This is a genomic window from Mangrovimonas xylaniphaga (assembly GCF_001280435.1).
Taxonomy (GTDB): Bacteria; Bacteroidota; Bacteroidia; order Flavobacteriales; family Flavobacteriaceae; genus Mangrovimonas_A; species Mangrovimonas_A xylaniphaga.
The window spans coordinates 836337-859425 of record NZ_LBIP01000013.1; the positions used below are offsets into that span (position 1 = coordinate 836337).

21 protein-coding genes are annotated in these 23089 nt (G+C 35.3%); 8 read left to right on the forward strand and 13 right to left on the reverse strand.

All coding sequences use genetic code 11. The features are described 5' to 3' along the window. Positions 1-21 precede the first annotated feature (21 nt). The 8 genes from ZA06_RS03750 (at position 22) to ZA06_RS03785 (ending at position 7556) form a co-directional block, all read left to right on the forward strand. Complete coding sequence (locus ZA06_RS03750) at positions 22-1395, forward strand: glycosyltransferase (protein ID WP_053976050.1); 1374 nt, start codon at positions 22-24, stop codon at positions 1393-1395. 327 nt (positions 1396-1722) lie between these two features. Further along, a complete protein-coding gene (gene proC / locus ZA06_RS03755) occupies positions 1723-2529 on the forward strand; it encodes a pyrroline-5-carboxylate reductase (protein WP_053976051.1) in 807 nt (268 codons plus the stop codon). 1 nt (position 2530) lies between these two features. Beyond that, a complete protein-coding gene (proB, locus tag ZA06_RS03760; RefSeq protein ID WP_053976052.1) occupies positions 2531-3304 on the forward strand; it encodes a glutamate 5-kinase in 774 nt (257 codons plus the stop codon). A gap of 11 nt (positions 3305-3315) precedes the next feature. Continuing rightward, positions 3316-4515, forward strand: coding sequence for a glutamate-5-semialdehyde dehydrogenase (locus ZA06_RS03765; protein WP_053976053.1), 1200 nt, complete (start codon positions 3316-3318; stop codon positions 4513-4515). Between the two features lie 142 nt (positions 4516-4657). Next, positions 4658-5032 carry a hypothetical protein gene (locus ZA06_RS03770; RefSeq protein ID WP_053976054.1) on the forward strand — a complete coding sequence of 125 codons (375 nt, stop codon included), beginning with the start codon at positions 4658-4660 and terminating at the stop codon, positions 5030-5032. 79 nt (positions 5033-5111) lie between these two features. Continuing rightward, positions 5112-5975: a sigma-70 family RNA polymerase sigma factor gene (locus tag ZA06_RS03775; RefSeq protein ID WP_053976055.1), complete on the forward strand. Its 864-nt coding sequence runs from the start codon at positions 5112-5114 to the stop codon at positions 5973-5975. A gap of 146 nt (positions 5976-6121) precedes the next feature. Then, positions 6122-6784, forward strand: a complete 663-nt coding sequence (rpe, locus tag ZA06_RS03780) for a ribulose-phosphate 3-epimerase (RefSeq protein WP_053977058.1) — start codon at positions 6122-6124, stop codon at positions 6782-6784. Between the two features lie 190 nt (positions 6785-6974). Continuing rightward, on the forward strand, positions 6975-7556 hold the full coding sequence (locus tag ZA06_RS03785) for a porin family protein (protein ID WP_053976056.1): 582 nt from the start codon (positions 6975-6977) through the stop codon (positions 7554-7556). A 262-nt stretch (positions 7557-7818) separates the two neighbouring features. On the opposite strand, the gene ZA06_RS03790 is transcribed toward ZA06_RS03785, so the two are convergent. The 13 genes from ZA06_RS03790 to ZA06_RS03850 all read right to left on the reverse strand — a co-directional run bounded on the left by ZA06_RS03790 (position 7819) and on the right by ZA06_RS03850 (position 23088). Beyond that, on the reverse strand, positions 7819-10176 hold the full coding sequence (locus tag ZA06_RS03790; protein WP_053976057.1) for a GumC family protein: 2358 nt from the start codon (positions 10174-10176) through the stop codon (positions 7819-7821). A 7-nt stretch (positions 10177-10183) separates the two neighbouring features. After that, positions 10184-10948 (reverse strand): polysaccharide biosynthesis/export family protein, encoded by a 765-nt coding sequence (locus ZA06_RS03795; RefSeq protein ID WP_053976058.1) that lies wholly within the window; start codon positions 10946-10948, stop codon positions 10184-10186. Positions 10949-11082: 134 nt separating this feature from the next. After that, positions 11083-12201, reverse strand: a complete 1119-nt coding sequence (locus ZA06_RS03800) for a glycosyltransferase family 4 protein (RefSeq protein WP_053976059.1) — start codon at positions 12199-12201, stop codon at positions 11083-11085. A gap of 274 nt (positions 12202-12475) precedes the next feature. Further along, positions 12476-13234: a glycosyltransferase family 2 protein gene (locus tag ZA06_RS03805; RefSeq protein ID WP_053976060.1), complete on the reverse strand. Its 759-nt coding sequence runs from the start codon at positions 13232-13234 to the stop codon at positions 12476-12478. Then, positions 13235-13780: a WcaF family extracellular polysaccharide biosynthesis acetyltransferase gene (locus ZA06_RS03810; RefSeq protein WP_053976061.1), complete on the reverse strand. Its 546-nt coding sequence runs from the start codon at positions 13778-13780 to the stop codon at positions 13235-13237. 3 nt (positions 13781-13783) lie between these two features. Beyond that, complete coding sequence (locus ZA06_RS03815) at positions 13784-14728, reverse strand: UDP-glucuronic acid decarboxylase family protein (protein WP_053977059.1); 945 nt, start codon at positions 14726-14728, stop codon at positions 13784-13786. Next, complete coding sequence (locus ZA06_RS03820; protein WP_053976062.1) at positions 14728-15822, reverse strand: glycosyltransferase; 1095 nt, start codon at positions 15820-15822, stop codon at positions 14728-14730. The genes ZA06_RS03815 and ZA06_RS03820 overlap by 1 nt, the downstream gene beginning before the upstream one ends. Then, positions 15812-16912 (reverse strand): glycosyltransferase family 4 protein, encoded by a 1101-nt coding sequence (locus tag ZA06_RS03825; RefSeq protein WP_053976063.1) that lies wholly within the window; start codon positions 16910-16912, stop codon positions 15812-15814. The genes ZA06_RS03820 and ZA06_RS03825 overlap by 11 nt, the downstream gene beginning before the upstream one ends. Further along, a complete protein-coding gene (locus ZA06_RS03830; RefSeq protein ID WP_053976064.1) occupies positions 16912-18081 on the reverse strand; it encodes an acyltransferase family protein in 1170 nt (389 codons plus the stop codon). The genes ZA06_RS03825 and ZA06_RS03830 overlap by 1 nt, the downstream gene beginning before the upstream one ends. Positions 18082-18846: 765 nt before the next feature. Further along, positions 18847-20139, reverse strand: a complete 1293-nt coding sequence (locus tag ZA06_RS03835; RefSeq protein ID WP_053976065.1) for a hypothetical protein — start codon at positions 20137-20139, stop codon at positions 18847-18849. Beyond that, on the reverse strand, positions 20139-21422 hold the full coding sequence (locus ZA06_RS03840; protein WP_053976066.1) for a glycosyltransferase family 4 protein: 1284 nt from the start codon (positions 21420-21422) through the stop codon (positions 20139-20141). The genes ZA06_RS03835 and ZA06_RS03840 overlap by 1 nt, the downstream gene beginning before the upstream one ends. Before the next feature lie 2 nt (positions 21423-21424). Then, positions 21425-21958, reverse strand: coding sequence for an acyltransferase (locus ZA06_RS03845; RefSeq protein ID WP_053976067.1), 534 nt, complete (start codon positions 21956-21958; stop codon positions 21425-21427). Further along, positions 21955-23088: a glycosyltransferase gene (locus tag ZA06_RS03850; protein ID WP_053976068.1), complete on the reverse strand. Its 1134-nt coding sequence runs from the start codon at positions 23086-23088 to the stop codon at positions 21955-21957. Before ZA06_RS03850 ends, ZA06_RS03845 begins: the two co-directional genes overlap by 4 nt. Between the last annotated feature and the right edge of the window lies 1 nt (position 23089).

A 23089-nucleotide genomic window follows, 5' to 3' on the forward strand; every position in this document is an offset into this window, starting at 1 on the left:
AATTAAATGATAGAATGACAGATGGAGACAATTAAACTTACTCTTAACAAATTAAAGACCAACAGCGAAAACCCCAATAATAAGCTAACCTTAATAAGCACCTTTATACTCATCCTAATAGGATTGTATTTCTTTTCAGTATTCCACAACGATTTTGAACAATTTAATGAAATGGGCAGACAGAGCATTGTAGGCGCAACCTTCCTTACGATTGCCACTGTATTGTTCTTCTTTAAAATTTTCTATTTCCTTTTTATTGCCTACAAGTATTTTAAGTACAAACCCGTTGCTTCTGTGAGTGATGAAGAATTGCCTACCTGTACCGTAATTGTACCTGCCTATAATGAAAGTAAACATGTTTGGGATACCCTAATAAGTTTGGCTGAAAGCGACTATCCTGAGGACAAATTACAGATTTTGGCCGTAGATGATGGAAGTTTGGATGACACTTGGGACTGGATGGTCGATGCTAAAAAGAGATTGGGAGATCGTTTGGACATTTACAAACAACCTAAAAACCAAGGAAAACGTCATGCATTGTACCGTGGTTTCAATATAGGAACTGGTGACATTTTTGTAACGGTAGACAGTGATTCTGTAGTAGAACCAGATACCCTTAGAAACTTAGTGAGTCCTTTTGTAAACAATGAAGATTGTGGGGCCGTTGCAGGAAACATACGTGTATTGAACAACGAAAAGGAAATGCTTCCAAAAATGTTGGACGTAAGCTTCGTGATGAGTTTTGAATTTGTGCGATCTGCCGAAAGTGCTCTAAACTCCGTACTCTGTACTCCAGGAGCTTTGGCCGCCTATAGAAAAACGGCCGTTCACGAATGCCTACCAGAATGGATCAACCAAACCTTTATGGGACAACCTTCAGATATTGGTGAAGACCGTGCCATGACCAATATGATTTTAAAACAGGGAAAACATGTATTGTTCCAAAGAAATGCTGTCGCTTACACCAACGTACCAGAGCAATATAAAGGTCTTTACAAAATGTTTATCAGATGGGGACGTAGCAACGTTAGGGAGAACATTGCAATGGCGAAATATGTATTCACCAACTTTAGAGAAGGCAACAAATTTGGAAGTCGATTGTTATTTTTAAGTCAATCCACAAGAATCTTAATGAGCTTTCCTTTTGTACTGTTCATGTTATTATTCGTTTTGACCCATCCCCTACTATTTTTAGGATCTACTCTATTGAGTATTTTAATCACCTCTACCTTTTCAGTCCTATTCTATTCATCCAAATACGAAACAAAAGAAGCCATTTGGGCCTATACCTATAGTATCTTTTACACCTTTGGATTATTCTGGATTACGCCTTACGCACTGGCAACAGCAAGTAGAAGAGGCTGGCTGACTAGAGGATTGGCCGAGAAACGATAGCAAATATTAGTATTAGGCAACTTTCAAAAAAATGAAAAAGAAAAATGCCATATACTGAAAAGCCCCGCAAAATAATGCGGGGCTTTTCCTTTTAAACAGGTCCACCAAACTGCCAAATTCAGACAGTATGTCATAAAACTGAAATAATTTCACCTTGGCCAAATTGGAAATTTTCTAACAATTTCCTTCAAACCTTCACAATACTTCAAACATATACGCCATCATTATCATATTCGTGATTTTTTAAATCCATTATTTTTTTTGGCACTTCCGCATGGTCCTTGTGGCTATTTAGCCAAATAATATTGATAATCAATAACAAAACAAATGAAAGTATTAGTAATTGGAGCAGGAAACATGGGTTTAACTTATTCCGAAGGAATGGCGACCTCGCCTTTATTGGGAAAATACAAGCTTAACATCTATGACACTGACCCAAAAAAAATTACAACATTACAGAAAGACCCAAAATTCAAGGTGTATGACAATCTGGAAGATTGCCTACCCAATGCAGACCTGGTTTTTATAGCCGTAAAGCCATATCACAGTGAAGCGCTTTTTGAGCAAATGAAACCAATGATCAATGACAGCCAAATATTTGTATCCCTAATGGCTGGTGTTACCATTGATTTTATAAAAGAACATCTAGGGATCTCAAAAGTGGTGAGGACCATGCCAAACCTTCCTGCAAAAGTAGGCAAAGGCGTTACCTCCTACACCGAATCTGAAGCAGTTTCAAAAGTAGAATTGATACTTGTAAGAAACCTTTTGGACACCACGGGAACATCCGTTCACGTAGATTCTGAAAAATATATAGATGCCTCAACCGGTATCTCGGGTAGTGGACCTGCATACGTATTTTATTTTATGCAATCCATGCTTGAGGCTGCTCAAAAAATGGGCTTTTCAGATTACGATTCCAAAGTTTTGGTGAGCAACACCTTTGAGGGTGCCATCGAACTTTTCAATCAGTCTAATTTGTCCCCTGAAGGATGGATTGACCGGGTAGCTTCAAAAGGAGGCACTACCCAAGCAGCTATTGATTCTATGGAAGACAACAATGTAAAACAATTGATACAAGATGCCGCCTATGCAGCATTTAATCGTGCAATTGAATTAGGAAAGGAGCATTAAGATGGAAGATATAAAAAGAGTCGTTGTAAAAGTAGGAACCAATGTTCTCACCAACAAAGACAATAGAATTCTAGGCCCAATTTTAAGAGAATTGGTTCGCCAAATTTCGGTATTATATGAACGTGACATCATGGTTATATTGGTATCATCAGGATCTGCCATTGCAGGAAAAGAGGTTTTAGGAGATACCAAAATCTCAGAACCCTCTATCAGGCGCCAAGTTTATTCCTCCGTTGGGCAACCACGAATGATGCGTCATTACTATAATTTATTTAATGATTACGGAATGCGTTGTGCCCAAGTTTTAGCAACCAAAAGAGATTTTGATCCAGGAAAACACAGAGAGAATATGATCAACTGCTATGAAGGGTTACTCTCCGAAGGTGTGATTCCTATCGCCAATGAAGATGATGCTGTATCCTTGACCATGTCCATGTTTACAGACAATGATGAATTGGCAAGCTTGGTGGCCGAACTTTTGGATGCTGATAGACTGATTATTCTTTCGGACACCGATGGATTGTATACAGGGCATCCTGATGATGAAAACTCTAAAAAATTAAATGAGGTTACTGTAGACCAAGACGTCGAAAAATACGTCAAGGCCTCCAATAAAAAAGAAGGTGAAGGCCGAGGAGGCATGGCTTCAAAATTGCGAATTGCCAAGGGCACTGCCAAGAAAGACATTCCCACATACATTGCCAATGGTAAACGTGAAAATGTGATAGTCGATATTATAGACGACAAAGAAGTGGGAACAAAATTCATTCACTAAAAACAAAACACATGAAACTTTTAAGTTCTGATATAAAAAACAAAGTTCTCGATTCCATGATTACAATTATTGACAGGAAACGTGAACAAATTTTGGAAGCAAACAAGAAAGACCTTGATGCTTTCAACAAAGATGACCAAGCCCTTTATGATCGTCTGGTAGTGGAAAACCACAAAATAAACGGCATGATAAAAGCCATACAGGAGGTAAGAAACCAAGAAGATCCGGTTGGCAAAACCATATCTGATCTCACTTTGGAAAGTGGTTTAAAAATAACCAATAAAACGGCTCCCTTTGGAACCATTTTAATCATTTATGAATCCAGACCAGATGTTACCATTGAAGCCGCTGTTTTGGCCTTTAAAGCCAATAACAAGATCCTACTTAAAGGAGGAAAAGAAGCCCTTCACAGTAATATGGTATTGGAGCAATGTTGGCACGATGCCTTGGAGGAAAATGGTCTGAGCAAAGACTGGATCAAGTTACTGCACTTACAACGAGAGGAAACAAGAGAATTTCTGAAAAATCCAACAGAAAAATTAGACTTGATTGTTCCCAGAGGAGGTGAACGCCTCATCAAGTTTGTGAAGGATCACGCTAACTGTGCAGTTCTGGTAAGCGGCCGCGGGAATAACTTTTTGTATGTCGCAAAAGATGCCGACTGGAACAAAACAGTTAAGGTGATAGTTAATGCCAAGACCAATAAAATTTCGGGGTGTAATGCCTTGGATAAAGTGCTTATCGACAAACACATTCCTGACTACGAAAATAAATTGTCAGAACTCCAAAAAGTCCTTTCAAGCTTAAATGTAGATATCGTTGCTGACGAAAACATCGCAAAAGTAATTGACAGTTCATCCATTGTACCAAGCGAAGAAACTTGGTATGAGGAGTTCTTGGCTTTAAAAATTTTATTAGCTGAAGTTGACAATGAAGAAGAAGCCATTGAAATGATCAACAAATATTCCGGCGGACATTCAGCTGCTATTTTAACTGAAAGCAATGAAAATGCTGCTAAGTTCATGGAACAAGTTGACAGCGCTGCGGTATACCATAATGCCTCTACCAGATTTACCGATGGAGGACAAATGGGCGTTGGTGCCGAATTGGCTATTAGTACAGATAAGCTACATCACAGAGGGCCATTAGGACTCAAACAATTGGTAACAAACAAATACTATGTCTTTGGAGATGGACATATAAGAGAATAGAACATAATCTTATTATTTCTCATGCCTAGCCCCAATGAAATATTGGGGCTTTGAATGTCATTTATTTATAAATCAAATAATTACTAATGTTAAACCCTCTTCAAAATTTGCATTTCTAGTTTTTTTTATTACATTGTTAGTTATGATTTATACAGACAAAGACAAATATTCAGAATTTTTAAATGATTCGGTTGATTACCTAAAGCAACATGGTTTCGTCAACATTAAAGCCGACCTAGAGGGATATGAATCCCCAAAGTCCTACACCAAAGTAGGAAGTGACATCGTGATAACTCCAGATATCGTTGCAGAAAAAGAAGGCCGGAAACATATATTTGATATTGGGCTAAAATCTTCCAAACCCAATTTGTTAAAGTCCAAATGGTTATTCTTGAACACACTAAGCAACCTTAAATCACACAGATTCAGATTAATCACCACAAGAGGACACTATAAATTTACCAACGAAATGTTGGACGCCATCAACCTTAACGATAAAAAGTTGATAAAAATTTAAATCCTTGTAACATTTTATCGGGAACTTACGTATAACCACTTAGCAACTTTAAATTCACGCTTTAATTAGAGGATCTTAAATGAGACAACTTAAAATTACCAAGCAGGTTACCAATAGAGAAACTGCTTCATTAGACAAGTATTTGCAGGAGATAGGAAAGGTAGATTTGATTACTGCCGATGAAGAAGTAGAATTGGCTCAGCGCATCAAAGCAGGTGACCAAGTAGCTTTGGAAAAATTAACAAAAGCCAATTTGCGTTTTGTGGTTTCCGTAGCCAAGCAATATCAAAACCAAGGGTTAACCTTGCCCGATTTGATCAACGAAGGTAATTTAGGATTAATAAAGGCAGCTCAAAGATTTGATGAAACCAGAGGTTTCAAATTTATCTCTTATGCTGTATGGTGGATTCGTCAATCCATTCTTCAGGCTTTGGCCGAACAATCAAGAATTGTTCGTTTGCCTTTGAACAAAATTGGTTCCATCAATAAAATCAACAAGACATTTGCATTTTTGGAGCAAAGTCACGAACGTCCACCAAGTGCAGAAGAAATTGCCAAGGAATTGGATATGACGATCAACGACGTTAAGGAATCTATGAAGAATTCTGGCCGTCACGTAAGTATGGATGCCCCTTTGGTTGAAGGAGAAGATTCTAACCTTTATGACGTATTGCGAAGTGGAGAATCTCCAAACCCAGATAAAGATTTACTACACGAATCTTTACGTACAGAAATTGAGCGCGCTTTGGAAACACTTACACCTCGTGAAGCAGATGTAATTCGTTTATACTTTGGATTGGGAGATCAGCACCCAATGACTTTGGAAGAAATCGGCGAAACTTTTGATTTAACGAGAGAGAGAGTCCGTCAAATAAAAGAAAAAGCAATTCGTAGGTTGAAACATACCTCACGAAGCAAAATATTGAAAACATATTTAGGTTAGTAATTAATGATAATTACGACTAAATTACGGTAACTAACAGTTACACATAACTGTTCGTTTTTTGATTGATGAAAGAACCCCCGGCTGATTACCGGGGGTTTATTTTTTTGACTACTTTTGCAAAAACTTTTATACACGTTAAAATCATGAGTTCTAAATTAATAGCACCATCAGTTTTGGCCGCCGATTTCGCCAATTTGCAGAGAGATATTGAAATGGTGAATAGCAGTGATGCCGATTGGTTTCACATTGATATTATGGATGGTGTCTTTGTTCCAAATATTTCCTTTGGAATGCCAGTTTTGGAAGCCATTGCAAAACACGCAAAGAAGACAATCGATGTTCATTTAATGATTGTCGACCCAGATAGATACATAAAGACTTTCGCCGAATTGGGGGCAAATAACCTTACCGTGCATTACGAAGCCTGCACCCATTTACATAGAACACTCCAAGCCATTAAAGCAGAGGGAATGAAAGCGGGTGTGGCTTTAAATCCTCATACAAACATCAATGTTTTAGAAGATACTATTAATGATATTGATTTAGTATGTATTATGAGTGTAAACCCTGGATTTGGAGGACAGAGTTTTATTGAGAACACCTACTCAAAAGTTAAGCAATTAAAAGACTTGATTATTCGAAAAGGAGCCAATACAAAAATTGAAATTGACGGAGGTGTTACCAGTAAAAATGCCAAAGCATTGATTGACGCTGGAGCCGATGTTCTGGTGGCTGGTAGTTTTGTGTTTAGAAATGATGACCCCATATTTACAATCGCAAACTTAAAAGAAATAGCAAACGATTAAAATCAAACTAATATTATTAACGTTATAATCCAAAGCCTCTATTTTTTAAATAACTTCATTCTAGCCAAAGTTTTAGGAAGATTTATGTAATTTACCAAAGAGATTACAATTTTTACCATTTTTAAAAATAAATAGTTACCTTTATTCCTGCTTTTTACAGATTTTTAATACACTAGCAAACTAAAGCATAATGAAAAAATTTACCACTATTTTATTTCTATTTATTGGAATTTTTACTGCAAAATCTCAAATAATGCGAGGAACTGCATATGACCATTGGGCAGTAAGTGTGGGAATCAACTTCGTTGATAATGATGGAGAACGCTTTAAAAGCCCATTCAAAACCAAAGACTGGAACACCGATTTACCTATTATGTTTGGAGTTGAACGTAAATGGAGTGAATTATTTGGTACTGAATTAGCTGTTTCCTTAAACAAGATTAGTGCAAGCAATCAACAAGATTATCTTAAAATAGACAAAAACTACGTTTATTTTGCACTGGACATCAACGGTAAGTTTTTCTTTGACCATTTAATTTATCAATCTCCATTTAACGATTGGTTTGAATCCTATGCTATTTTAGGGGTAGGCGCTCCATTTTTTGAAAATGACAGTAACGTCACTTTAAATACAGGTTTGGGATTTAACTTTTGGTTTGATAAGCAGTTTGGAATTCGCATACAAACAGTTGGAAAGTTTGCTGCCGACACACAACCTATTAATAGTAATCATATACAACATTCTTTAACGTTTTTATACCTTTGGCATTAGAAAGAAAAAGAGAGTATTCCATAAAAAAGCCTTCTATAAAATAATAGAAGGCTTTTTTATGGAATGCATATATTTTAATTGAACAAAACTCATTTACTTAACCTTCACTAAATATGCGATAATCCATACAAATCAAACTCAATAGCAATGTGCTTTACAGCTTTCATAGTCTCATCTTATAATCATTATATCTTTATCAATAAGATGTTTGCAAAAATTCCAATTTAGCGAATTTAGCAACAAAACTTGTATACCACACTTTTCAAATTCGCGAAAAAATACGCTTATACCAAGACAACTTTTCATTATAGGCTTCATAACCATACCCGTAGCCATAATTATAACCATACCCTTTTGACTTTAAGCTCCCAACACCATTGAGAACATAATTAACATTTTTAAGCTTTCTATCTCTATTCAATTCTTTGGAAAACTGCAAAATATTCTTATCAGTATAATTGGACCTAGCAACATATAAAGTAGCATCAGAAAATTGAGAAATTAACAAAGTATCTGTTACCAATAAGGTAGGAGCTGTATCTATTACTATATAATCATAATCCGATTTCAAATCTGCCAGCAGACTTTCAAAACGACCATTGACAAATAATTCTGAAGGATTTGGAGGAATGGTACCGGCTAACAGTACACTGAAATTTACATTATTGACTAATGGAGGATGAACAATAAGATCTTTATAGTTTAATTCTAAATCAAACAAGTAATCGGATAAACCTTTATCAGTTTTTCTTAACCTTAAATTATTGTGCAATTGTGGGTTTCTTAAATCAGCGCCTATTAACAATACTCGGTAATTAACACTTGCAAAAGCAAGCGCTAAATTAGTAGCTACAAAGGTCTTCCCTTCCCCTTTAATTGTGGAAGTAACATATACAACTTTACCAGATTTTTCTTTATCTCCAAGAACATAATTTACATTTGTAGTTAATATCCTAAAAGATTCAGCCAAAACACTCTTATCATGAGCATTTAAAAACAATTTTTGATCTTCCACCAATGGAATTTCACCAATAACCGAAATTTCTGGCACCTGGTGTTCCAATTGTGACTTTCCATGTATTTTGGTATCAAAATAATTTAAGCCATAAATAATTCCAAAGGGGACCAACAAGCCTGCCAAAATGGCCATGATGTATATTTTGTTTCTATCAGGAGAAATGGGGCCCGAAGTAGTCGCATTATCCAAAACCTTAATGGAATCTGCGGTAATGGCAAAATTAATAGCCGCCTCTTCTCGCTTTTGAAGCAAAAACAAATACAAAGTCTCTTTAATCGTTTGCTGACGCTCAATGGCTCTTAATAGCGTTTCCTTACCTGGCACACTAGCTACCATACCTTTTGCCATAAGCTCTCTTTGCTTAAATTGAGCTTCTGTTACTTTTAGCTGATCTAAATAATTATCGATGGACGCATTCAAGTTGTCCCGTATTTTTAACAAATTTTCCTCGAGACCTACAACTACGGGATTTTCATCTCCAGCACTTTGTATCAAATTATCCCGCTCCTGAACCAAGATATTGTATTGAGCAATCAAACTATTGGCACTAGCATTCTCAAGACCAATACTTTCCGGCAATAAGTTAAACTCTGGATCCGACATTAATGACTCCTTTAAAAATTGCGCCAACGCTTTTTGAGTTTCCAAATTAAATACTAGCTGATCAGAGGTCATCATCCTCCCCATACTATATCCTGCATCCGCTTCAATAGAAATCAAATCATGATTCACCTTAAAGTCCTCTTTTACCTTTTCAATGGAATCCAATTCTGTAGCCAAAAACACAAAACGATCATCTACGAAATCCATGGTTCGTTTATGTACCAATTGGCGATCCTGAATCCCATCTAAATTAAATTGCTCAACTACTTTGTTAATAATATCTTCTGATTTTTTCCTATTAGTGCCATTCAAACTAATCGTTAAGATATCCCCACTGGTATTATGCTTGGCTATTTGTAACTGCCCGGCTAAGCCTCTCGCAACGCCATTAACCGATCCAAACCAAACTCTATAGATATCCCCAACCTTTTTACCCATTTCAAACTCTGATGCTGGAATAATTGAGAATGGAAGCCCCTTGTTTCCAGCATTAACAACATAACCTTCTAAGTTAAAATCCGAATACTTTTCCTGTTCATTGGTAATCAAGTAGCCTTCTTTTAATACCTCAATAATAAATGACAGTCCCACCAAAGAGAAATCTGGTTTTTCTACAACTTTAAAAGGAGCGGGCCATAATTCAGTATCCCGAAATTTTCCTATTTGAGTATAAGTCGTGGTTAAATTCAAATCTTCTACCACTTTGGTCAATAAGCGCTTAGATTTAATGAGCTCCATATCGTTGTCAAGATTGATCGAAGAGCGATTAAACACAAATGAAGACGACGGCAATTCCAAGCCTTTACCTTCATCCAAAACGCGAATCTTGGCGGTTGTCCTAAAAGTATCTGGCGTATACCTAGAATAAAAATAAGCGGCCAAAACGCCCACAGCAATTGAAAGTAAAAACCAAGGCCAATGGGTAAGGTATTTACCCAATTCTTCTTTGATATCAAACTTAGAATCGTTATTAAGTATTTGTGAAGTTGTATTTGTCATGTAATGCTTATCTAGAGAGTAACAATGCAAGGCTAATGGAAAAAGAAATGATGCCCAATAAGGCCCCAAGATCCCCAATAATCCCTGCTTTTTTTACTGCGGAATAATTTTGGTCCACCACAATGACATCATTTTGCTTAATATAATAATAGGGACTATTAAACCAATCCGTAGTAGTCATATCGATATGGGCAACTTCACGAACTCCAGACACCTCCCGTATCACCACAATATCTTCACGTTTGCCCTTAATTGTCAAATCACCAGCCATTCCAAGAGCTTGGGTCAGCGTAATACTTTGCTCATTAAAAGTATACAAACCAGGTGAGCCCACCTCTCCTAATACTGTAAATTTCCCATTAATAATTCTTACGCTAACTGTTGGCATTTTTAAATGCCCTCCCTCAACTAGTAAATTAGTAATGTGTTTCTCCAATTCAGTAGTCGTTTTATCACGAACATCAATGTATCCTAATATGGGAAACAAAATTGCATAATTGCTAGACACTAAATAAGCATCCAAATTGGCTTGATTTGAGTTTCCTCCTCCAGATTGCGTACCTGAATTCGCTCTTTTATTATATGGCTCTGCCGCGACAGGATCTAAAGCACTAACGTTTATTTTCAACAAATCATTTACTTGAATAGTACTGGTTGGATATTCTAGAGATTTAGCAACCTCATCCACATCTTGAAAGTATAACACCTGTTTTTTGGTTGCACAGGAAGACATAAGCAAACAAAGGATAATCCCTTTGAGAAGTAGTTTCATCTAGTACTGTTTAGAATTATTAGGAAATGACAAACCTTTTGAGTTTATCGGATAATTATTTTCACAAACAAATATACCTACAATTTCAATACGTACCAAACGATAAGCTAGATAGAAAATATCGATATTATACGCTAAGATAATTTGAATTTCAACTTGATTTGCCCCTTAATCTTTATCAGTCGTAATCGCATAATACTCATAAAAGCAAGTGTACCCAAACTCACCAACAAAACCAACTGCCAACCAATAGGCAAGAACATAACATTTACCGCAATAATAACTATCATTAATGATGTAAAAGATATAATAAAAGTAGTTTGCCAATGCTTAAATCCATTGTTTATGATGCGATGATGAATATGGTTATTATCTGGTTGAAAAGGACTTGTCTTTAAAATAAACATTCGTATGCAGAATACTCTAAAGGTATCAAACAATGGAAAAAACAATATCGCTAAAGCTATTACTGGAGCAGAACTACTGAAAGAGTTAGTTTCCTGTATTTGACTATACCAAATAAAGTTTACTGCCTGAAAAGCTAATAAAAAACCAATAATCATGGATCCAGTATCTCCCATAAATATCTTTTGTCGGCTAGAAAAATTATGTCTCAAGAAAGGCACCAAAGCTCCAACAGTGATGAAGGCAATAGCTGCCAAAACAAACTGCTCAGTAATACAGAAAAATATCCCAAAACATGTACTGGCCAGCAATCCAATACACCCCGCCAATCCATCAATGCCATCGATTAGATTATATGCATTGATTATCAACACATAGACAAATAGTGTAAACAAAACAGACACTACATAAGGCAACTCTCCTATATCAATAATCCTAGAAAAGTTCATGATTCTTATATCCGTAATCAATATCACGACTAAAGAACTAAATATTTGTCCAACAAACTTTTTTCGTGGAGACAGCACCAATAAATCGTCCTTAATTCCCAAAAAGAATAAGACTATCAACCCTGCCAGAAGCGTCAAAATCTTATTATCATACAACATACTACCCAATAAGGAAAGCACAACAGAAATCCCCAAAAATATTCCTACACCTCCAAGTGTTGGGATGCCTTTATTGTGTACACTTCTAACCCCAGGCTCGTCAACTAAGTGTTTCGTCTTAGCCACGTGAATCACTACTGGTAATGCTGAAAAAGAAATAACAAATGCCAAAAAACTAGGCACCAGCAACCATAAGTACACATAATCGCCCCTAAAAAAATTGTAAATAATCGGATTCATGGTTGTTAAGATAATTGTTAATAGCTGTAATCAGGATAACAAAAATACAACTTTCAAATTATTAACCTTTACATTTCATCTAGAATAACTTTTTTTTTATAATTATTTAATATTCAAACACATATTAAATAATTATATCAATTTTAACCATAAAAAAAAGTGAAAAACTCATTCTCACTCTTTTTTAAAATCCGACAACAAAATTGTTAAAAAAACTAACTATCAAACTGTTAATAAACCCCACTTTTAATAAAAACCTTTTGGAAACACCTATTTAAGACTTTTTAAAAAATTGAGGGATTTTAGAAAAATTCTTAAGCACTAAAGACCATAGCGGACAATCTAAACGATTCTTTTTCAGAGCAATATAATCCTCGTTAGACTTAGTGACAATGTTCTTTAAACTTCTATTGCTTGCACCTCCAACCCTCATTTTTGTTATCACTTCAGGCAAAAATTTAAATCGTAGCGACTCATCACTAAAAACACGAAGCATCATATCGTAATCTGCTGCGATTTTGAACCCCATATTAAAAAGACCATGTTTCTTGTAAACGTCTTTTTTAAAAAATACCGTTGGATGCGGAGGCATCCATCCTCGATTCAATAACTTTTTGGAAAAATTCTGACTTTTCCAATGCCTTACAATTTTGTTGGAATCCTTCGAATTTACATAATCCAAATTACCATAAACACCATGAATTTGCCCCTTATTAAATTCTTCAACTATATTTTTAATAGTCCGTTTTGTATTGAAAAAATCATCAGAATGTAAAAAGCCGACAACATCTCCTGAGGCTACTTTAATTCCTTTATTCAACGCATCATAAATCCCGTTATCAGGCTCTGAAATCACAATAATGTTACTATGCCGTTGTTTATAAGCATTAACAACAGACAAGGTATAATCTGAAGAATTACCATCAATAATAATATACTCAATATTGGGATAATCTTGAGACAATACTGATTTTATACACCCCTCAATAGTTGCTTCACTATTATAGGTAGCGGTAATAATGGATACTTTCATTTATTCTGTTATTCTGTTTCTGACTAATATAGCAGGGTTACCCTGATAAATCCTAAAAGCCTCCAAATCTTTTGTCGCTACAGAATTTACAGAAAGGACAGAATGGTTTTTCAATATAACCCCTGGACACACAACTGATTTAGCCCCTATCCAAGCACCATTTTTAACAGTGATACCTCCAATGATCAAATCAAAAGTAGATTTTTTATAATTGTGGTTTCCACATAACAACATAGCTCCCTGAGAAATACATACGTGCCTTCCAATATTCACATCGGCTAAATTATCAATCCACACCTTCTCTCCTATCCAAGAAAAATCACCAATTGACAACTTCCATGGATATTTAATATTAACACCTGGTTTAATCACAACCCCTTTGCCTACTTGTGCTCCAAAGCACTTTAAAAAGAACACCTTTAAACCCGAAGACGGATTTAAAGGATTCTCAAAAAACAATACATTAATAAAATACCAACTCAGGCGCTTCAAAGAACCTCCTGGCCGATACCAATCGTTATTGTATGTTGACAAGTCAGTTTTCAAAAATTATGCCTCTTTTAAAAGTTTATCGAAATATGCGATGGTCTTCACAAGTCCCTCTTCCAAATGTACTTTTGGCTCCCATCCATTCAACTCCTTCTGAGCTAAAGTGATGTCGGGTTTACGTTGCATAGGATCATCTTTAGGCAATGGCAAATGAATTAACTTTGATTTGGAATTAGTTAATTTTAGAACTTTTTCTGCCAATTCAATCATCGTGAACTCTCCCGGGTTTCCAATATTAACAGGCCCCATAAAACCATCTCTACTGTTCATCATTCTGATGGTTCCTTCTACCAAATCCTTCACATATTGAAAGGAACGTGTTTGGGTTCCATCTCCAAAAATTGTAATATCCTCACCTTTTAATGCCTGAACAATAAAATTCGACACCACTCTTCCATCATTTGGATTCATGTTAGGTCCGTAAGTATTAAAAATACGAATGATTTTAACATCTACATTGTTTTGGATATTATAGTCCATGAACAATGTTTCCGCACAACGCTTTCCTTCATCATAGCAGGAACGCAACCCAATAGGATTCACATTACCCCAATAAGATTCCGGCTGTGGATGTACCGATGGGTCTCCATAAACCTCACTAGTTGATGCCTGCAAAATCTTTGCCTTAACACGTTTTGCCAAACCCAACATATTTATGGCTCCCATAACAGAAGTTTTAATAGTCTTAATTGGATTATACTGATAATGCACTGGTGAGGCGGGACAAGCCAAATTGTAAATTTCATCAACCTCAATCATGTAAGGCTGAGTTACATCATGACGCACCAATTCGAAATAATGATGATCCATTAAATGTTCAATATTTTTTTTACTCCCCGTAAAGTAATTATCCAAACAGACCACTTCGTTACCTTCATTAAGTAAACGTTCACATAGATGAGACCCCACAAAACCAGCCCCCCCAGTAATAAGAATTCTTTTCATCATTTATTTTTTAATTGTTCATTCCCATCTAACAGGGATCTATATAATTTTTCCAATTGGTTACCTATTTTCTCGTTTGTATAATTCTCAATCACAAATTCTCTACATTTCCTCCCTTGAGATTTAATTTCCTCTAAAGATAACTGTTCAACCTCATCTAGAACCATTTTTACCATAATTTCTTCCGGTTCCAAACTCATTGCCAAATCTTTATCGAAAACCTCAGGGAAGTTACAGCCTTCAGATATTAATGGCATTAAACCATACATCATAGCCTCAAGTACACTCGTCGGAAATCCTTCACTATATGACGGTAAAACATACACATGGCTTTTTTTCAAAAGCCCTTCTTTCTCTTCACCATACACACCTCCCAAATAATGAATATTCTTACTCTTAGAAATCCAATCATTCAAAACATTTAACTCTCCATCATCAGGACCTGCTATGAGTAGTTCATGATTTTGAGAATTGGCAAGTGAACTTTTCATCCATCCTTTAACCAAGGGGACAATTCCCTTTTTATGATGCAACCTTGCCATGAATAAAAATCTTATTTTATCATTTCCTTTTTCTTCATTCCTATTGGAATTTGGTACCCCATTAGGTATAAGACAAACTTTATTATCAAAAATAGATTTTAAATTTAAAGCTTCTGGAGTCCCTACGGCTCTTATGACATCTGCTTGCAACAAACGTTGCTTTTCTATTAGGTTCCAATATATTTTCTTCTTTATAGCCTTTTGTTGCATTGACCATGGTTCTAACATGCCATGCGGTACAGCAATCCATTTATAACCTTCAGACTTTAACTTCCCCCCTAAACGAGTGGGCCATCTCCAACATCCATGAGAAACCACAATTGTATTCTCAGGAATTAATCCCTTTTGCCCCATTAACATTCTTAATGATTTAAATTCTGTGGCCTCAAGTTTATTAACAGCTGGATAATTAAAGGAATCATTCTTTGGAATAGCCGCATAACTAACAATCCCTAATTCCCCCAGAAATCCTGAATTTGTTAGAGCTGCATTCCAAATTCCAAAATTAACCTGGTCTACTGAATCTATAAGGTGAAGAATATTAAATGCCATTTAATAATGTATGTAAGGTTTGCCCCCAAGTCTCAGGTGTAAATTGTTTTATAATATTGAAAGACCGTTCTCCATTTTTAAATAAATCATCGGTAGACATTTTTTCGAGATTATTTAATACTTCTACCAAATTGTTTAGATTTTCCGCATCAAACAAATAACCATTTCCATCTAATAAATCGGGCATACACCCACATTCGTTTGATAGTATAATTGGTAGGGAAGCAGACATGGCCTCGTTCACTACTAAGCCCCAAGGCTCAAATTTACTCGGCAAGATAAAAGCACTCGCATTTTTGTACAGGCTTGGCAATTCATCATATGATAGCCAAGAACTTAGTTCTACTTTTTTTATGTCTTTCACCAAACTCTCTAATTGAGCAGTGATTGGCCCTCCTCCAACAATTTGCAATTTCCAATCCGCATATAAATTTGATGCTTGAAACCCCTTAATAAGTACCTCCAAATTTTTCTCTGGAGCATGACGTGCCACGCATAATAAAATAGGCCCTTCTTTGTGATTTCTTATAACGTCTTCTCTTGATCGTTGATATTCAAAATGTTTGTTATCAACAATACTATATCCATTTTTAATCTTACTGACAGGAAACTTGAGCCTATTGGAAAAATGAATCTCTGCTCGTTTACCTGAAACAAAAATACGTTTCACAAATTTTCTTAAAAAAAGGCCTTTAACATAGTTTACGTATTTATTTCCCGCATACCAAGATTCAGCAAAATAATAGCAATCAATTTTTTTCAATTTCAGCCACAAAGTGAACAAAAGATATTCTGGTTTACCATATCCTGCCAAGACCACTTTGTTAATACCGTACTTCTCTACAATATTTTTAAAATTTTTAAACCGATTAGTCAAATCTTTCACATCCGCAGGTTGCTCTGAAAGGCAATAATGGGTTTCATTTTCAGTAGCATTCCATCCATAAAGACTATCCGACGCCCCTAAATCTGCAGTATATAGACTATCTTCTTTAAATAATCTAGAATAGGTCTCCGTGCGGACACGATGATAATCTCCCATACGGTCCCAAACAATTAAAATTTTGTTTTCAACTTTATTATCTGCCATTAAGGTCTTTTAATTCTAAATATTTTTTGTTTGAATCTTTCCTTACCTAATCCATTTCTGAACATATTTTCTAATAACTCAGGTATTCTAATTTCAAAAATTGGAAAGAATAGGTATGCAAATAGCAAACTACCCAAAACCCCTAACAAAGTATATCCAAAATGAATAGGTAAATTCCCGTGGTTATTATTCATTAAAACAGAACTTCCAACAACTAATAAAGGAAAATGGACAATATACAGAGTATACGACATATCACCCAACTTTTTGAATTTTGCATATCTGTTTATAAACGAACTAAATTTAAGGCATAAACTTAGTAAAGCACCAAAAACCAATGCCATAAAAAAATCCTTCCCCATAAAAGGATAAATGTAATATAAAATGGATAGAGACAAGCAAACAAATACAAATCCTTCCAAATTTAATTTTGTTCGCTTCAAATAAATTTCAGCAAGCAAACAACCTATTGCCCATGATGCCATGCCTATAAAAATTTTATCAAAAAAAACTGATCTAAAAGACAAAAAAGCACTAAACAATGCAGCTAAGAATATTAAGGTATAAAACAAATAAGTTTTATCATTTCTCTTGATATACAACACAGGATAAAACATATAAAACCACCATTCATACGCCAAAGACCACAATGGCCCATTTGATCCAAAAACAGGAAATCCAAGTCTTCCCATATTAAACAGACCTCCAAATACTGCAGCGAAGCCATGATTGAAAGTAATAAATTCGTTTATTGTTTTATAATTTGTATCTCCCCAGACAAAATCCGGATTTAATTGTAAAATAAGACTATCGCAAATAAAAGTTAAAACAAGAGCAAAAATTAAAACTGGGTATATTCTTTTAAACCTTTTAAAATAGAACTTTAATATATTAGATTTCGTTTCCTGAATAGTCCCAAATTTATTGTGATAATTAAGATGTATTACGAATCCAGATAAAACAAAAAAGAACAATACAGCTTCATGACCATATTTAAAGACACCCATAAAATAAACCATACACTTTTGAAAAAAAGTATAGTCTTGTGTATGGTGCACATAGCCGCTACTATAGCCTTCCCATAGTAACCAACGCGAATGACCAACTACCACATAAAATGCCGCTATCCCCCTAAAAGTGTCTAAAAATTTCAACTTATCTTTTTGCATACCCCCAATGAAACAATCAAATTAAAATTATGTTCAGAATAATTGCTCGAAAAATAAAACTATTAAATCCAAAATTTATTCAACATTTTTTAAACTTAAGAAGATCTTTAGGCTCAATTACAGGATAATTCAATAATTTCAAGTTATCAGCCATTATTCAATATAAAAAATAAGACCTTTTTATGAAAAGGACCACCCTTGTAAGAAGCCAAGATAGTTATATTATCAAGATATCTAGATAAAAAACGCCATTGCAATTGCAATTCATTGTTTGTCTCAGGTGGAAGTAAAAGTTCAGCTCCTGGCTGGTTTTAAAATAATCGACTCATACGACAACCTGAAAACATTTGTATTTGACAAAACCTATTCACTTTACTACCACAAAACCCATTCTATTTGGCTCCCCCGCAAAAGGTTACTTGATAAAGGTACTCAGCCCTTATCCCATAGCATCATTTTCAAATGCTCACATATAGAAATATTTAGAAAATATTACCCTATATATACCATTTTCCCCAATAGCTAAAAATTCATCCAAAAAGGATTCTTTTCTCTAAGAACCCCTTTCCGAATACCCGTCCATTTCGCTCTACTTTTTGAACGTCAGTTTTGCATCAAGAAGCACTCAATAGAAAAATATAAATTATCTACACCCCAATAAAAGTATTGAGGATAGAACATTCTTTGCACTACCATCACAAAAAATCAATACACAGAAGTGTTCCAGACCTTGGATGATTAGCCACGATAACAGGTTAATTATCCCTAGGCAACAATAGTATTGACATACGAAATCTTTAAAAATTTATTATATCTATATAAAAAAATAAACACAGGCCAAAAAGACATCCCAATAAATGCATAAATCCCGGGTAAATCTCCTCCTCTCAATAAAGGTATTAAAGAAGCAATAATAACCCCCTTAATCAAAAAGCGAAGTTTAGAACTATAACCATTTCCTAAAAACAGCAGCCAAGCTAATAATTTAGCATAAATTAGACCAAATATCACAATTCCCAACAAACCTCCTTCACCATAAAAAGAACCATATAATGTTTGTGAAATTCCAATAGTTCCACTTTCAAGATCGTTCAAACCAAGTTTATTAGCATATCCTCCTAATGGCTTACCCGGCCACCAAGACCTAGGTATTGGACGCAAAAGAATCTCTACATGCTCCATACCAAATTGAAAATCCAAATAATTAGGATATACGTCTAATACCATCATAAATCCATCCAACATATTTTGATCTTCATTACTCAAAGTCCTATCAATAGCCAGTTCCAAATTTTCACTCCAACTTAAAGCCTTAATATTCGATTCGCGAGCAGCTCCCTGCAATGAAAAAAACAAAATAACCGCAATCCCAAAGGGAATAGCATATCTCATTTTTTTTACTGGTCTCATATCCTTAAAAACCAGAAAAGAAATACCAATTGCCCATGATAAAAACACAAATCGAGCGTGAGGACTATAAGATGATATAATCCCCAAGGCTAAGCATCCCATATAAATTATCTTTTTTTGACCTTCTATACTCCCAGAAAAAAGTAATAACGCCAACAACAAATTAAATCCTCCTAAACCAAATTTAAATAAATTAAAATACCCCCTACCTAATGCAATAGGACCTGAAGCTCTTCCCATTAGAGCCGCATTAATAATTAAAAACACAAAAAAACCAACAATAATCAATTTCTGATTATTAACTAAAAAAAGCTCCAACAATGCGTCATTGTCCTTTGGTAACTGAAACTTACTTTTATATTTCGAAGCAAACACCTTATAACACAACATCAAAGTAAAGGTTCCCAATAAAATATAATTCATTGCTTCAATTGCCTTAGCATCGTTAAGGTTAAATATATTATAGGTATAATTAACCCGTACATATTCTATAACACCCGACTGTATTAAATCGAATCTACTTATTGAAATAGAATAATTAAAAAGCGCTAAAATAACAGGGATTTCATCATTATTTTTCAAATAATACCATCCTCCGTAAATCAAAAGAAGAATACTTAATATATTTAAAGATTCGTAACTAAGCATCAGGTCGATTTCCGATTTCCAACAGGGAACACTGCACTCCCTTCATTAATAATCAACAATTTATCTTTCAAACGCCCTTCATAATTTTTCCATGTCACTTGACTTAGAGCCTTCTTAGCCTCCCTAGATAATAGCTTATATTTTTCGTCATTTAATTTCAAAATATAATCAAAAATCTCTTTTAAATCCTCTACAGAACGAATCTCTACCAAAAAACCATTCCTTTTATTCTCAATCAGCTCTGCTCCAAAAGTATGTTTAGTTGTAATTACAGGAACTCCGGCTGCCATAGCCTCTACTATTACCAATCCAAACCCCTCAAATACTGATGGCAACACCAAAAAATCAAAATTCTTATATAGTTTAAACAATTCCTTCTGACTCACTGCTCCATGATACTTAACCTTATTACTATACGTTTTGAATGCTTCTCCACTACCTTGGACATGCCCATAAATATGCAGTTCAATATCTTTTTCGTCAAAATCTTGGAGAGCGTCCAATAAATATTTAATTCCTTTACGTTGCGTAACAGTTCCCGCATATAGCAATTTAATAGGTTTTAATAAAACCGATTCACTCTTCCTTTCAACACTATCAGTATCCACGCCTAAAGGAAGATATATTACCTTATCTGGTAGAATCCCTACCTCCTCCAAAGTAGAGCTTGTAAATTCTGAAGCAGCCACAACATAATCTGCCAAGTGGGGCTCATGAATAAGTTGTTCCTCATAATGGGGAGGAAAATATAAATTATCTATACTATCGGCCCATTCAGGATGCAAACCCTTCTCTTCTCCCAAAATCCTATGGGCAGCAGTCACATGAGCTGTTGCCAACTCAATCACCGTAATCATTCCGGCTTCTTTAGCAGCAATTAAAGACTCATGGCAGGAGCCTTGAAACCCCCAAAAGATTCCTCCTTTGGGAAGAGTTCCTTTTTTATAGCGTTTTTTGATTTGCTTGGCCACGTAGGCATCAAATTGAACATCTCGAGCATATACGGCATCCTGAGCTTTTTTGGTCTTTCCAAACAATTTCCGAAGTACAATTTCCTTTAACTCAAAGCGCCAATTAGCATCTACTTTTTGACCTACAACACCAGATATAAACCGACGCGTAAAATAATCATTTCTTGTCTTCAAAAAGAAAGCTTGTAACCATGAGGGTGTCACATAGGCGCTAGTATAAAACGTATCCAACACTCCTAAGTTGACCATAGCCCTAGCTACTTGATAACTGTGCTGTTTTCCGGAATGGGATAAAAGTATTTTACCAGCCATAATTAATCAAGTAAGGGTTTATAATTGATGTTATAGTTTAAATTGTTATCACGCATTTTAATATGTCTTGCTGGGTTACCCGCTACAATTTCCTTTTCACCAACACTTTTATGAACCACAGAAGAAGCCCCTACTACCGCTCCTCTCAATAATTTAACACTAGGTAAAATGGTAACTCCGGAAGCTATCCAAACATGATCCTCGATCAATACATCCCCTCCATACAACGCATGAAGTTCATTGTTGGGGTTATGCCCTAAGGTCCAAATACGCGAAAAAGGGCCTATATCTACGTTGGTTTTTATAATAACTCTATAATGCCGGCAATCGATATGACAATACTGGTTGATGATAGAATTGCTTCCTATTTCCAAATTCCAAAAATTAGGAATTTTAGAATGCATCAAAATCACAGAACTTTTATGTATGTTTTTATTGAAAGCCCGCAAATATAATTTACGTAAGGCATGACAGGGCACATGCGTCACCACTTCATTAAAAATATAGTTAATAATCGCGCCAAATAGTCTCTTCATGATTCAGCAAATTTAGATAAAATTAAACTCACATTATGTTCCCAAGACGCATAAGCCCTATAACGTTTCCAACTCTTATGGTGGTTATTGGCAAAATTCTCATCAATTTTAGTAAAAGCCTGAATAAGGGCTTCCCTATTATCTGCTTGTATCATATGGCCTAACCTAAATCTTTCGCATAATTTGGATAAGGCGCTAGAGGTCTGGGACACAATGACATTGGGACTATACGGTGCAATAAGATTTAAAATACCACTTTGTGATGTAAAGGACGAGGCATAGTTAAGTAAAATGATATCCAGCTCGGAAATAACGGTATTCAGTTCATCATTTGTTAGGTATTTGTTAATCCAGTAAATCCTGTCTGCCACACCTAATGAAGTCGCTAAAGTTTTAAAAACATTTAGATCAACCTCCGAATTAGACACCTTACCCGCAATTACCAATTGAATATACTCACACTGCGCTAATGCACAGATGGCGTCCTCATAATTTTTCTCCTTCCTAATATTCCCCAATACCCCAACAAGCTTATTGTCTCCTTTCAACGCCTGTAATTGAGTTTGTAAATGGAGGTCTATGTGATAAGCCTGTTCATAAATCCCATGGGGGATGGAAGTAAACACAATGGCCTTATTTTGATAATACACCTTATTCGGCAGCATTTCATGATAAAAAGCAAGATGCATCACACTCATCACTTTCCCCATCGAAACAGTGGACCACTTGACTTTCGAAAAATAAGCATCCCTATCGGGGTCGTGCAAGATCACGGCAAAGCTGTGTTTGCGTTTCAACAAACGATAAAAAGGACTCCAAAAGATGGAGGTTGTTTGATCAAAATCATTAAAAATAACCTTGCTTTTTGAATGCATCAACAAATACACCCAAAAAATCATAGGGTTCAAAAAACTTCTAAAAACAAAATATAATTTTCTAAATAGTGTTACACGAATAGGCAGTATATCTGGCAACAATAAAAACTTGGCACCTCCAAAATTAGATTTTGAATTCTTTGGCAATACCAGCTTACAATCAACAGTATGTCTCTTACTAAACTCTAAGGCTATCTCATGGGCATATTCATAGTTTCCTCCAAATGAATTGGGATTGTAAATAATGATGTTCAAA

Excerpts from the sequence above, each read along its gene's own strand:
- ZA06_RS03750 (WP_053976050.1), top strand. The coding sequence starts at position 22 with ATGGAGACAATTAAACTTACTCTTAACAAATTAAAGACCAACAGCGAA.
- proC (WP_053976051.1), top strand. The coding sequence starts at position 1,723 with ATGAAAGTATTAGTAATTGGAGCAGGAAACATGGGTTTAACTTATTCC.
- proB (WP_053976052.1), top strand. The coding sequence starts at position 2,531 with ATGGAAGATATAAAAAGAGTCGTTGTAAAAGTAGGAACCAATGTTCTC.
- ZA06_RS03765 (WP_053976053.1), top strand. The coding sequence starts at position 3,316 with ATGAAACTTTTAAGTTCTGATATAAAAAACAAAGTTCTCGATTCCATG.
- ZA06_RS03770 (WP_053976054.1), top strand. The coding sequence starts at position 4,658 with ATGATTTATACAGACAAAGACAAATATTCAGAATTTTTAAATGATTCG.
- ZA06_RS03775 (WP_053976055.1), top strand. The coding sequence starts at position 5,112 with ATGAGACAACTTAAAATTACCAAGCAGGTTACCAATAGAGAAACTGCT.
- rpe (WP_053977058.1), top strand. The coding sequence starts at position 6,122 with ATGAGTTCTAAATTAATAGCACCATCAGTTTTGGCCGCCGATTTCGCC.
- ZA06_RS03785 (WP_053976056.1), top strand. The coding sequence starts at position 6,975 with ATGAAAAAATTTACCACTATTTTATTTCTATTTATTGGAATTTTTACT.
- ZA06_RS03790 (WP_053976057.1), bottom strand. The coding sequence starts at position 10,176 with ATGACAAATACAACTTCACAAATACTTAATAACGATTCTAAGTTTGAT.
- ZA06_RS03795 (WP_053976058.1), bottom strand. The coding sequence starts at position 10,948 with ATGAAACTACTTCTCAAAGGGATTATCCTTTGTTTGCTTATGTCTTCC.
- ZA06_RS03800 (WP_053976059.1), bottom strand. The coding sequence starts at position 12,201 with ATGAATCCGATTATTTACAATTTTTTTAGGGGCGATTATGTGTACTTA.
- ZA06_RS03805 (WP_053976060.1), bottom strand. The coding sequence starts at position 13,234 with ATGAAAGTATCCATTATTACCGCTACCTATAATAGTGAAGCAACTATT.
- ZA06_RS03815 (WP_053977059.1), bottom strand. The coding sequence starts at position 14,728 with ATGAAAAGAATTCTTATTACTGGGGGGGCTGGTTTTGTGGGGTCTCAT.
- ZA06_RS03820 (WP_053976062.1), bottom strand. The coding sequence starts at position 15,822 with ATGGCATTTAATATTCTTCACCTTATAGATTCAGTAGACCAGGTTAAT.
- ZA06_RS03825 (WP_053976063.1), bottom strand. The coding sequence starts at position 16,912 with ATGGCAGATAATAAAGTTGAAAACAAAATTTTAATTGTTTGGGACCGT.
- ZA06_RS03830 (WP_053976064.1), bottom strand. The coding sequence starts at position 18,081 with ATGCAAAAAGATAAGTTGAAATTTTTAGACACTTTTAGGGGGATAGCG.
- ZA06_RS03835 (WP_053976065.1), bottom strand. The coding sequence starts at position 20,139 with ATGCTTAGTTACGAATCTTTAAATATATTAAGTATTCTTCTTTTGATT.
- ZA06_RS03840 (WP_053976066.1), bottom strand. The coding sequence starts at position 21,422 with ATGGCTGGTAAAATACTTTTATCCCATTCCGGAAAACAGCACAGTTAT.
- ZA06_RS03845 (WP_053976067.1), bottom strand. The coding sequence starts at position 21,958 with ATGAAGAGACTATTTGGCGCGATTATTAACTATATTTTTAATGAAGTG.